This window comes from Dickeya aquatica, from assembly GCF_900095885.1.
Classification (GTDB): domain Bacteria; phylum Pseudomonadota; class Gammaproteobacteria; order Enterobacterales; family Enterobacteriaceae; genus Dickeya; species Dickeya aquatica.
This window is the reverse complement of record NZ_LT615367.1, coordinates 1,798,474-1,809,929: the sequence shown is the minus strand read 5'-3', so window position 1 is coordinate 1,809,929 and position 11,456 is coordinate 1,798,474. Positions and strand designations below refer to the sequence as shown.

Below are 11,456 nucleotides of genomic sequence, written 5' to 3'. Positions count from 1 at the left end.
AGCGGATTTCATGGGGAACATCATGCAGGTCGGCACGGCAGGTACCCAGGAGGCAGAGCGCGCTCCTGGGTGCGATGGGTCATCTTCAGGAAATAAATTTGATGCCTTGCTTTAACACGAGATCACAGGCTTTGGCTTTGACTTTTTCAGCCAGTGCCGAGTTGCCGATGGTGTTTAAATTCAGCAGCTTGCCATCACCGGTGGTCAGTAAACCTGCCAGCCCTTGTTGATAGCCGGTTTGCTGCTGTTGCTGCGGCGTAGTCAGGCCGAGTTTGGTCAATAGCTGGTTTTTAATCGTATCGGCATTGCTGGCCGCCGCCAGTTTCTGTTTGACGCAATAGCCCAAAATCCCTGCGGCATTATTCATGCTCCCCGAGCTCAGTGACTGCGTGTTGCCATTGAGTAACGCACTCAACCCTGCCAGGTCGGGGGTATCGGAAGTGCCTTTACCCGCACTGCCTGCACTGAGTTGACTGGCAGCACTCGAGAGTGACTCCTGCCAGCCTGCCGCCTGCGTCCCCAGGCTCATCATCAGCGCCAATGCCCCGGTGGCCCGTATCATCTGTTTCATTAATGCCATCTCATTCCCTCTGTTTTGGTCGAAACGGGGGGCAGTATACCGCCATCGTCAGCAAGCACCATCCGATAAGGCTGAAATCACCGCGCATGTGGCGAAAACACCGGCGCGTGATGCGCAAGCGATGGCGTTTAGGTAAAAATAAATTAATCAATCATCAATAGTTAAATAGTTATGGGCTATCACAATATTCATGTAATTCGATTTCATCTCTCAGCGGGAGGTGTCTAAGATTAACAGTGAATTTTGACCATGCTGCTGGTACACCCGACCCATCCCGACAGGGGGGACACGATGCGTCATCCCTGCGAGCAGGGATGTTGCTGCCAGTTGCATGACCCCTCGTCTGTCCATCTCACACCGCCTGACCGTATCGCCCGTCAGGCAGACAGGCACACGCGAAAAGAGGTAATAAGCATGACAACGGAAAGCAAATGTCCCTTTCATCACACAAAAGCCGCCAGTGCCGCTGAAGGCCGCGGCACATCCAACCGCGACTGGTGGCCCAATCAGCTCAACCTGAAAATCCTGCATCAACACACCTCAGCCTCAGACCCGCTGGACAGCCATTTTAACTATGCCGATGCGTTCAACAGCCTGGATTTAACCGCCCTCAAAAAAGACCTGCACGCGCTGATGACGGACTCACAGCCGTGGTGGCCCGCGGATTTCGGCCATTATGGCCCGCTGTTTGTGCGCATGGCCTGGCACAGTGCCGGTACCTATCGTACCGGTGATGGCCGTGGGGGGGCTGGCGCGGGTCAACAACGTTTTGCCCCGCTCAATAGCTGGCCGGATAACGTCAACCTCGATAAGGCCCGCCGCTTACTGTGGCCGATTAAACAAAAATACGGCCAGAAAATTTCCTGGGCCGATTTAATGATCCTGACCGGCAACGTGGCGCTGGAATCGATGGGCTTTAAAACCTTTGGTTTTGCCGGTGGCCGGGCCGATGTGTGGGAGCCGGAAGAAGACGTTTACTGGGGCACAGAAAGCACCTGGCTTGCCGGTGACAAACGTTACGCTGGCGAGCGCGATCTGGAAAACCCGCTGGCCGCGGTTCAGATGGGGCTGATTTACGTCAACCCGGAAGGCCCGAACGGTAATCCAGACCCGCTGGCTGCCGCCAAAGACATTCGTGAAACCTTCAGTCGCATGGCGATGAACGATGAAGAAACCGTGGCCTTAATTGCAGGCGGTCATACGTTTGGTAAAACCCACGGCGCGGGCGATGCCGCACTGGTCGGCCCGGAACCGGAAGCTGCCGGTATCGAAGCGCAAGGGCTTGGCTGGGCCAGCGCGTATGGCAGCGGGAAAGGCGCTGACACTATCTCCAGCGGCCTAGAAGTCACCTGGACACAAACCCCCACCCAATGGAGCAACTATTTCTTCCAGAACCTGTTCGGTTATGAGTGGGAACTGACCAAAAGCCCGGCCGGTGCACATCAGTGGCGGCCTAAAAACGGCGCTGGGGCCGGTGAAATTCCCGATGCACACGACCCGGCAGCACGCCATGTACCCACCATGCTGACCACCGATTTGTCACTGCGCGTTGACCCGGATTACGAAAAAATCTCGCGCCGTTTTTATGCGCACCCGGAGCAGTTTGCCGATGCTTTCGCCCGCGCCTGGTTTAAGCTGACCCACCGTGACATGGGCCCACGCGCACGTTATCTCGGCCCGGATGTGCCAGCCGAAGAGCTGATTTGGCAAGATCCTATCCCAGCGGTTAACCACCCGCTGATAACCGAGCAGGATATCGCGGCGCTGAAAGCCGACGTGCTGGCATCGGGTCTGAGTACCGCCGAGCTGGTCACGACCGCCTGGGCCTCGGCCTCAACCTTCCGCGGCTCGGATAAACGCGGTGGCGCGAACGGCGCACGTATTCGTCTCGCGCCGCAAAACGCGTGGGAGGTGAATCAGCCTGCGCAACTGGGTCGGGTATTGCAGACGCTGGAGGGCATTCAGCAAGCGTTTAATCAGGCACAATCGGGCGATAAACGGCTTTCGCTGGCTGACCTGATTGTGCTGGCCGGGGGACGGCTAATCGAGCAGGCAGCGCTGGCGGCCGGTCATCCTGTCAGCGTGCCCTTCACTCCGGGCCGCATGGATGCCACCCAGGCACAGACCGATGTGGAATCCTTTGCCGTGCTGGAACCCATCGCCGATGGCTTTCGTAACTATCAGAAAGGTCGCTACAGCGTCAGTGCCGAAGCACTGCTGGTGGATAAATCACAACTGCTGACCTTGAGCGCACCGGAAATGACGGTGCTGGTCGGCGGCTTGCGGGTGCTGGGAGCCAATGTGGGTCAGAGCCAGCATGGCGTCTTCACCCATCAGCCTGGCGTGCTGAGTAACGATTTCTTCGTTAACCTGCTGGATATGGGCACCCGCTGGCAGGCTGCTGGCGAAGACGGCGTGTTTGAAGGGCGGGATAGTCAAACCGGTGCCCTGAAATGGACCGGCACCCGCGTTGACCTTATCTTCGGCTCGCACTCGCAGTTGCGTGCACTGGCCGAAGTGTATGCCAGCGAAGATGCCGGGGCAAAATTCGTTAACGATTTCACCGCCGCCTGGGTGAAAGTGATGGAGCTTGACCGCTTCTGATGCCTGGGCCATATAACCGGTAAGCGGGTAAACCAGGAGGAGAGGCTTTCGGGCCTCTCCTTTTTCCTGATAACAGGTACGGCTTACTCGGCCAGCGCCGGTATCACACGCCAGGTTACCGAACTGATACTTTTCTCAAGACTGATGCGACACACCATCGCCTCCACCTCTTTTTGCGCCGCGCCATGCGCCAGCATCTCTGCGCTCACTTCCATCGTACTTTCCGTCATATCAGCACTGCGTAATGAATATAAATGCAGTGAAGTCATATTAATTGACTGTAGCATCAGCGTGCGTACCGTAATTTCATCCGGCGAATGGCAATGGGCTTCAACCCGATACCGTGTCATTTCTCCTTGTGCAGAAAATACGGCAGGCTGATTCACACGCTGCACCAACTCACGCAATACAATATTGGCACATAAAATAATAATAACCGCCACCACCGCTTCCCAATATAAACTCATGCCACACAATAAACCGATAGCGGCTGAACACCATAATGTCGCCGCGGTGTTTAATCCACGAATATTCATGCCATCACGCATAATCACTCCTGCGCCCAGAAAGCCGATACCCGAGACGACCTGTGCGGCAATACGCCCGGCACTTAACGGCTCAAAGGCGCGGGCACAAAGGATAAAGATGGCGGCTGCCGTGGCGACTAACGCATTGGTACGCAAGCCCGCCATCCGCTGACGCCACTGGCGCTCTGCGCCAATGACGGCTCCGAGGATCATCGCCAGTAAAAGATTAAAGACAAATAGGGTCAGATTCATTTTATTTCCTCTTGTTATTTCCTTCTTTATTTTCACCACCGCTATGGCGGCTCATTGTTTTTTCGATACCTTTTTTTATTCATTGCACGTCCTTTTTATTTTTCTTTTTTAAAAAATAGAAATCCCGCCAAGGATAAATAACCAGCGGCGTCATTTCAATGCTGCGTTAGTTTCACTGGAATATACTTTGGTATACCCCATCGATACCATGTAATTATGGACGTTATGGCACGATTATTTTATTTTCCCCCACCATAACACTGCCCGGCATACTTCACCGTCATGTATTTATTCTGGCCGATAGCCTGACCATCAGACGGCAACGTGCGGTATGCAGGCAATATAACCGGCGGTCAGGTAGTGAGACGTCACCACCGGCCAGACACTTTTCTGGCGAAGGCCTTTGACACTGAGAGGAAAACCATGCGCCATCCCCTTCAATCGATACTCACGGACCGCACCGCGGCTGGTCGCCAGCATTCTGTCACCCTCTCTTACCGGGCGGATATGCTGTTTTTTGCCCTGTTACTGATGGTTGCCGTGTTGCTCATCTATGGTATTGAGCAAATGAGCCTGCCCCTGTCCGTGCTGGACGTCAGCCCGGTGACGCTCGACACCCGTTTACTGCCCGGGTATGCCCTGCGCACGACGTTGCGCATGTTTGTGGCATTAGGGGTTTCGTTGCTGTTCACCCTGGTTATCGCCACGCTGGCCGCCAAGAGCCGCAAAGCAGAACAGGTGATAATCCCGGCGCTGGATATTCTGCAATCCGTACCGGTACTAGGGTTTCTCACCTTCACGGTGACGTTTTTTATGGGACTATTCCCCGGCAGCCAGCTTGGGGTGGAGTGTGCGGCGATTTTCGCCATTTTTACCAGCCAAGCCTGGAACATGACCTTCAGTTTCTTCCAGTCATTGCGCACCGTGCCGCACGATTTGCATGAAGTCAGCCAGCAGTTTGGCTTCTCGCCGTGGCGGCGCTTTGTGCGTCTGGAATTGCCTTTTGCCATCCCCGGTCTGGTGTGGAATATGATGATGTCGATGTCCGGCGGCTGGTTTTTTGTGGTGGCTTGTGAAGCGATTACCGTTGGGCATACCACCGTGAGCCTGCCCGGTATCGGCTCCTGGCTGGCGCTGGCTATCGAGCAAGAGGATCTGCACGCCATCTTTTGGGCGGTCGTGGCGATGACCGTGGTGATTGTGCTCTACGATCAGTTACTGTTTCGCCCGGTCGTCGCCTGGGCTGACAAGTTCCGCTTCGAGCAAACGGCATCACAAAAAAGGCCGCGCTCATGGGTCTACGACCTGATGCGCCGGACGCACTTATCCACGCTGATTATCACCGCTGTCTGTTGGCCTTTTCATCTGCTGGCATCGCTGCGCCTGCCTTCACTACCGCGCGGCTGGCGTTTCCCGGTGAGCGCACGCTATTACCCGCTCACTGACCGGCTCTGGCAGGCTGTGGTGGTGATGGGCGTGCTGGCGGGAGTGGTGCTGCTGGTGCAGTTTATCGGCACCTCTCTTGGGATGGCGGATGTGCTCAGTGCCGTCGGCATGGGGTTTATCACCATGGGCCGCGTGGTGGTGCTGATTATCATCGCCAGCCTTATCTGGCTGCCTGTCGGCGTGTGGATTGGCTTGCACCCAACAGCGGCAGAGCGCCTGCAACCGCTGGCCCAGTTTTTGGCGGCTTTCCCGGCCAATGTGCTGTTTCCCTTCGCGGTGTTTCTGATTGCCGGTTATCACCTCAACCCTGATGTGTGGCTGTCTCCGCTGATGGTGCTGGGCACACAGTGGTACATCCTGTTTAACGTAATAGCCGGTGCCAGTACCCTGCCGACGGACCTGCTGGAAGCCGCACGCATTTATGGCATCAAGCGCTGGCAGTGGTGGCGACAAGTGGCGTTACCCGGCATTTTCCCTTACTACGTTACTGGCGCACTGACTGCCGCCGGTGGCTCATGGAACGCCAGCATCGTGTCCGAGTCCATTTCCTGGGGCCAGCAACATCTGCAAGCGACCGGGCTGGGTGCCTATATCGCCAATGCCACAACGGCCGCAGACTTTCCGCGCGTCACGCTGGGTATTGCCGTGATGTCGGTCTTTGTTATTGCGTTTAACCGCCTGCTGTGGCGTCCCCTGTATCAATTCGCCGAACGCCGTCTGCGCCTCGGTTAAGGAGAACATCATGATTCATCAATCCCCTCTTCACCCCCTTGTACAGCATCCGCAACAAAGCCTGGTCGAGGTGCGGCATCTGCGCCATGTTTATGGTAAGCAAGGTGCAGAACGGCTGGTGCTCGATGATGTCAACCTGCGGCTTGGCGAGAACGAAATTGTCGGCCTGCTCGGGCGCTCCGGCTCCGGCAAATCGACGCTGTTGCGCTCGATTGCCGGGCTGATTACCCCGACGGCGGGCGATGTTGATTTCCCGGCTGATGCCCAGGGTAAACCGTCTACGGTGAGCATGGTGTTTCAGAGCTTTGCACTCTTTCCGTGGTTGACCGTTCAACAAAACGTCGAGGTCGGACTGGAAGCACAGCGTGTGCCGCTTGAACAACGGCGCAAACGGGCGCTGGCGGCCATCGACCTTATCGGGCTGGACGGTTTTGAAAACGCCTACCCCAAAGAGCTGTCTGGCGGGATGCGCCAGCGGGTTGGGCTGGCGCGCGCGCTGGTGGTTGACCCGGATATTCTGCTGATGGATGAACCTTTCTCCGCCCTGGATGTGCTGACGGCTGAAACGCTGCGCACTGACCTGCTGGAGCTATGGGCGGAACGCCGCATGCCGATAAAATCAATCCTGATGGTGACACACAACATTGAAGAAGCGGTGTTAATGTGCGATCGCATCGTGCTGTTTTCTATCAATCCCGGCCGGGTTGCCAGTGAAATTCGGGTGGAACTGCCGCAACCGCGTAACCGCCAGGACCCGGCGTTTCGTGCACTGGTTGAAGACATTTACGTTAAAATGACTACTGACACCGGCAGCGATACCCAGCGCCAGAGCACCATTCCCGGCTCCGGGCTTGGCATGGTGTTGCCTCGCGTCTCCACCAACTCGCTGTCAGGGTTGATAGAAGCGCTACAGGCCGCACCCTACGCCGGAAAAGCCGACTTGCCGGAACTGGCTAACGAGCTGCATTATACCGCCGACGAACTGTTCCCCGTGGCGGAAACGCTGCAACTGCTGCGTTTTGCCGAACTCAAAGGCGGTGACATTCGGCTATTACCTGCCGCAGGGCGCTATGCCAGCGCGGGCGTTGATGAGCGTAAACAACTGTTCGCCCAGCACCTATTAAGCTATGTCCCGCTGGTGGCGCACATTCGCCGGGTGCTGGATGAACGCTCATCACGCACCGCACCGGCCCGGCGCTTTCGTGATGAGCTGGAGGATTTTATGTCTGAAATCGATGCCTTGCAGGCGTTGAATTGCGCGATACAGTGGGGGCGCTACGCTGAACTGTTCGCCTATGACGAAACCCATGACCTGTTCAGCCTGGAAAATCCATCGTGAGTCGGGCCGCCACGGCGGCCAACATGGCACGCAGACACAAAGGTCAGTGACAATGAGTGATAAAACACACACCGGCACCATGGCACACGCCCTGCGGGTTATTCCGCTGGTGTTGATGTCGGTAGGGATAGCCGTGGTCGATACTCTGACTGACCTTGATATTGCCGTCGGGGTATTTCAGATAGCGGTGGTACTGCTGGCGGTGCGCTGCTTTAACCCGCGTGGCGTCACGATGATGGCGTTGTGGTGCATCATGCTGACGTTGCTCAGTTACCGGCTCAGTAAACCCAACGGCGGCGAGGCCAGCCTGATTAACTGCCTGATAAGCCTGGTGGCAATCAGCCTGTCAACCTATCTGGCGTTGAAAATGTCTGCGGCGATCAACGCCTACCATGAGGCCCGCGCCCAGCTGGCACAAATTTCCCGTGTGAACCTGATGGGCGAGCTGACGGCCTCCATCGCCCATGAAGTGAATCAGCCACTGGCGTCTATCGTCACCAGCGGGCACGCCTGCCTGCGCTGGCTGAATGCCACACCGGCAAACCAGGCGCGTGCCGAGCTGGCGGTGCAACGCATCATCAATGACGCCAACCGGGCCAGTGAAATCATTACCCGCATCCGCGGCTTTGCCAGCCGCACCCCGGCACGCAAGGCCTGGTTAAATATCGCCGATACGCTTGATGAAATGCTGTTGCTTATCCGCAACGAGCTGATGCAACAACGCATTCAATTTACCGTGACGCTAGCCGAAGGATTACCGCCGGTACTGGCCGATAAAATTCAACTCCAGCAGGTGGTGATGAACCTTATCCTGAATGCAATTGACGCGATAGCCGCCGCCGACGGTGACGTGCGCACCCTGACGTTACAGGTCACGCCTGATGCGCGTGGAGACATCTGCTTTGCCGTGTGCGACAGCGGGATCGGGCTTTCGCCGCCAGCCAGCCAGCGCCTGTTTGAAACCTTTTTTACCACCAAATCCACCGGCATGGGAATTGGCCTGACCATTTGCCGCTCAATCGTGGAAGCCCACGGCGGCCAGATATGGGCGAGCGCCAACCCGGACGGTGGCGCAACCTTCTGTTTCACCCTGCCGGGAACACCCGCGAAAACCGAGAGTGCAACGCATGAATGACACCCCCAACATGCCCCCTCCCCGATGGTTTATATCGTCGATGATGATGCGTCCGTTCGCGCATCACTGGAAGATTTACTCGCCTCCGTTGGCCTGGAGACGCAGGCGTTCGCTTCACCACGGCAATTTCTTGACGCTACGCGCCCTGACAGGCCAGCCTGCCTGATTCTTGATGTGCGCATGCCGGGAATAAGCGGGCTTGATTTTCACGACGAGATGACCCGCCTTGGCCTCTGTTTACCGGTGATTTTTATTACCGCCCACGGCGATATTCCAATGTCGGTACGGGCGATGAAAGCCGGAGCACTGGAGTTTTTAACCAAACCGTTTCGTGAGCAAGACTTGCTCGATGCCATTCAGAAAGGATTAGCGCAAGACAGTGCCCAGCGCCACCTTGCCGAGGTGCATGAAAAGCTGCGCGCCTGTTATGACAGCCTGAGCAGCGGTGAGCAGCTCGTGTTGCAAGGGGTGGTTGCCGGGCTGTTGAACAAACAGATTGCCGCCCGGTTGGGAATAAGCGAAGTGACGGTCAAAGTACGGCGCGCCGCCGTGATGCGAAAAATGCGGGCCGATTCACTGGCCGAGCTGGTGCGGTTGTATGATGCGCTGAACATCACCCGCCAGGAATAAGCCTGCGGGCATCCGCGCCGCTGAATTGTCTTTTATTCGATAAATATCGTCCTGATTTCATAATAAGCGCCACCGCAAACCGCGCGATAATCCACCCGGTTATCCCTTCACTCCATTGCCGTGGCAGACGCGTTTATGAATACATTGATGATGCACTTCTGGCAGCAGTTCAGAGCATTTTTACTGATTTATGGCTGTTTATCTCTCGGTATCAGTTTATCTGCTCGATTACCGGTTGCCTTGCCTGGCAGCATTATCGGCATGCTTATCCTGTTCATCCTGTTATCCGTGCACATTATCCCGGCGCAGTGGGTCAGGCCGGGCTGCCATTTGCTGATGCGCTATATGGCGTTGCTGTTTGTGCCCGTCGGCGTTGGCGTAATGCAGTACACCGACCTGCTTCGCAGCCAGTTCGGGCCCGTGGTTGTCTCTTGTGTGGTCAGTACCGTTATCGTGCTGATCACCGTCAGCGGCTGCTCGCACCTGCTGCATCGTCCAAAACCGTCGCACCAGCCGCACGCCCCAGAAAGGGAGTCGAATCATGCTGCCTGATATTCTGTGGTCATTGCCGTTGACGCTGGGGGTGTTTTTTGGCGCTCGCCATCTCTCCCGGCGATTTAATAGCCCGTTGCTGAATCCGTTGCTGGTCGCCATGGCGGTGTTAATCCCTTTTCTGTGGATAAGCCACATCCCTTACGCGCGCTATTTTAGCGGCAGTCGCGTGCTCAATAGCCTGCTGCAACCGGCGGTGGTGGCGCTGGCATTCCCGCTCTATGAACAGTTGCATCAGATTCGGGCACGCTGGAAATCGATTATCAGCGTGTGCGTGCTAGGCAGTGTAGTCGCCATGATAAGCGGCACCTGGATTGCGCTGCGATTAGGGGCCACGCCCGCTATCGCCGCCTCTATCTTGCCGAAATCCGTCACCACACCGATTGCTATGGCCGTTGGCGGCAGTCTCGGCGGCATCCCCGCCATCAGCGCGGTGTGTGTGATCTTTGTCGGTATTCTCGGTGCGGTATTCGGGCATCTGCTGCTTAACGCCATGCGTATTCACACCAAAGCCTCGCGCGGGCTGGCAATGGGGACAGCGGCACATGCGCTTGGCACCGCGCGCTGCGCGGAACTCGACTATGAGGAAGGGGCTTTCAGCTCGCTGGCGCTGGTGCTGTGCGGCATCATCACTTCGCTGCTGGCTCCACTGCTGTTCCCGCTATTGCTGATGCTGTCGCGCTAGCAGTACAACGCAAGACGGTGCCGTCAATAACGCGTAGGCGGCACCCCAAACATCTGGCGGAAGGCAAACGTAAACGACGCGGTGCTGGCATAGCCCAGCTCCAGCGCCACTTGCGTCACACTGTGGTTATTCTTCAGCCGTACCACCGCTTCCAGCAGGCGCTGACGCTTTTTCCATTCGCTAAAGGCAAGCCCGGTTTCTTTTTTAAAGCGGCGAGAAAAGGTGCGCACCGACATGCCGGTTTGACTGGCCCAGGCCTCAATCGTATGCGGTTGTTCTGGTGCCCGTTGAATGGCGCGGCAGACACGCATCAGCGGTGCTGAATAGGGCCAGACGAGGGAGAAACCGGCATCGGGCAACTGCGTTAGCAGGGTGGTTAATACGCTGACCAGTTTGGCATCCTCGCCATCGCTATCATATTGCTCCGGTACATTCAGCGTCGCGTAGTGGATGAACTCGCGAATAAAGTCGCTGACCAGCACCACGTTGCTGCCGCGGTGCCCTAATTGCACATAATCCGGCGCGATATACAGGCTTTCCAGCAGCACATCGCTGGTGGCGACAATGCAATGCGGCACCTGCGCGGGTATCCAGACGCCATAGAGCACCGGCACAATCAGCGTTTGACCTTCTATCTCCACCCGCATACCGCCCTCGCGCGCATAGAGAAACTCGACAAACGGGTGCTGATGCACGGCCACCTGCGTCTCTTTTTGCAGCGGGTAACTGCGAAAATAAACCGGGCGCGGTAGCGCATGCAGTATCGGCGCAGGTTGTCCGGCAATGGGCTGATGCGGGGGAGCCACAAGCGAACGGGGCATGGTAATACGACCTCTATTCGATGACGTGTGTTTTGACAGGGTAACGCAGGCAGACCGGGCTTACCCGATAATTCGCGCATGGCGTTAAGCCGGTGGCCGCCGTCAAAACGTGGCCAACCCGAGTGGTTAGCCCCCTTAAACGGGGGCCTGAGG

The 11,456-nt window shown here is 56.8% G+C and carries 10 protein-coding genes; 7 read left to right on the top strand and 3 right to left on the bottom strand.

Features of this window, described 5'->3' with window-relative positions:
- Positions 1-85: 85 nt before the first annotated feature.
- Positions 86-580, bottom strand: coding sequence for a DUF2501 domain-containing protein (locus DAQ1742_RS08035; RefSeq protein ID WP_035341031.1), 495 nt, complete (start codon positions 578-580; stop codon positions 86-88).
- A 414-nt stretch (positions 581-994) separates the two neighbouring features.
- Here DAQ1742_RS08035 and katG point away from each other — a divergent pair, with 414 nt between their 5' ends.
- Positions 995-3,184 (top strand): catalase/peroxidase HPI, encoded by a 2,190-nt coding sequence (gene katG, locus DAQ1742_RS08030; protein ID WP_180706322.1) that lies wholly within the window; start codon positions 995-997, stop codon positions 3,182-3,184.
- Positions 3,185-3,267: 83 nt separating this feature from the next.
- Here katG and DAQ1742_RS08025 read toward each other — a convergent pair whose 3' ends face one another.
- Positions 3,268-3,963 (bottom strand): MgtC family protein, encoded by a 696-nt coding sequence (locus tag DAQ1742_RS08025; RefSeq protein ID WP_035341027.1) that lies wholly within the window; start codon positions 3,961-3,963, stop codon positions 3,268-3,270.
- Between the two features lie 423 nt (positions 3,964-4,386).
- On the opposite strand from DAQ1742_RS08025, the gene DAQ1742_RS08020 reads away from it, so the two are divergent.
- From DAQ1742_RS08020 to DAQ1742_RS07995, 6 genes are all read left to right on the top strand, one after another.
- Positions 4,387-6,141 (top strand): ABC transporter permease, encoded by a 1,755-nt coding sequence (locus DAQ1742_RS08020; RefSeq protein WP_083961006.1) that lies wholly within the window; start codon positions 4,387-4,389, stop codon positions 6,139-6,141.
- Between the two features lie 10 nt (positions 6,142-6,151).
- Positions 6,152-7,480: an ABC transporter ATP-binding protein gene (locus tag DAQ1742_RS08015; protein ID WP_051124024.1), complete on the top strand. Its 1,329-nt coding sequence runs from the start codon at positions 6,152-6,154 to the stop codon at positions 7,478-7,480.
- Positions 7,481-7,532: 52 nt separating this feature from the next.
- Complete coding sequence (locus DAQ1742_RS08010) at positions 7,533-8,615, top strand: sensor histidine kinase (RefSeq protein WP_035341019.1); 1,083 nt, start codon at positions 7,533-7,535, stop codon at positions 8,613-8,615.
- Between the two features lie 24 nt (positions 8,616-8,639).
- Positions 8,640-9,245, top strand: coding sequence for a response regulator transcription factor (locus DAQ1742_RS08005; RefSeq protein WP_180706280.1), 606 nt, complete (start codon positions 8,640-8,642; stop codon positions 9,243-9,245).
- A gap of 135 nt (positions 9,246-9,380) precedes the next feature.
- Positions 9,381-9,797 (top strand): CidA/LrgA family protein, encoded by a 417-nt coding sequence (locus tag DAQ1742_RS08000; RefSeq protein ID WP_035341014.1) that lies wholly within the window; start codon positions 9,381-9,383, stop codon positions 9,795-9,797.
- Positions 9,787-10,482, top strand: coding sequence for a CidB/LrgB family autolysis modulator (locus DAQ1742_RS07995; RefSeq protein ID WP_035341012.1), 696 nt, complete (start codon positions 9,787-9,789; stop codon positions 10,480-10,482). The genes DAQ1742_RS08000 and DAQ1742_RS07995 overlap by 11 nt, the downstream gene beginning before the upstream one ends.
- A 23-nt stretch (positions 10,483-10,505) precedes the next feature.
- Here DAQ1742_RS07995 and DAQ1742_RS07990 read toward each other — a convergent pair whose 3' ends face one another.
- Positions 10,506-11,303, bottom strand: coding sequence for a helix-turn-helix transcriptional regulator (locus DAQ1742_RS07990; protein ID WP_035341009.1), 798 nt, complete (start codon positions 11,301-11,303; stop codon positions 10,506-10,508).
- Positions 11,304-11,456 lie beyond the last annotated feature (153 nt).

Excerpts from the sequence above, each read along its gene's own strand:
- DAQ1742_RS08035 (WP_035341031.1), bottom strand. The coding sequence starts at position 580 with ATGGCATTAATGAAACAGATGATACGGGCCACCGGGGCATTGGCGCTG.
- katG (WP_180706322.1), top strand. The coding sequence starts at position 995 with ATGACAACGGAAAGCAAATGTCCCTTTCATCACACAAAAGCCGCCAGT.
- DAQ1742_RS08025 (WP_035341027.1), bottom strand. The coding sequence starts at position 3,963 with ATGAATCTGACCCTATTTGTCTTTAATCTTTTACTGGCGATGATCCTC.
- DAQ1742_RS08020 (WP_083961006.1), top strand. The coding sequence starts at position 4,387 with ATGCGCCATCCCCTTCAATCGATACTCACGGACCGCACCGCGGCTGGT.
- DAQ1742_RS08015 (WP_051124024.1), top strand. The coding sequence starts at position 6,152 with ATGATTCATCAATCCCCTCTTCACCCCCTTGTACAGCATCCGCAACAA.
- DAQ1742_RS08010 (WP_035341019.1), top strand. The coding sequence starts at position 7,533 with ATGAGTGATAAAACACACACCGGCACCATGGCACACGCCCTGCGGGTT.
- DAQ1742_RS08005 (WP_180706280.1), top strand. The coding sequence starts at position 8,640 with ATGGTTTATATCGTCGATGATGATGCGTCCGTTCGCGCATCACTGGAA.
- DAQ1742_RS08000 (WP_035341014.1), top strand. The coding sequence starts at position 9,381 with ATGAATACATTGATGATGCACTTCTGGCAGCAGTTCAGAGCATTTTTA.
- DAQ1742_RS07995 (WP_035341012.1), top strand. The coding sequence starts at position 9,787 with ATGCTGCCTGATATTCTGTGGTCATTGCCGTTGACGCTGGGGGTGTTT.
- DAQ1742_RS07990 (WP_035341009.1), bottom strand. The coding sequence starts at position 11,303 with ATGCCCCGTTCGCTTGTGGCTCCCCCGCATCAGCCCATTGCCGGACAA.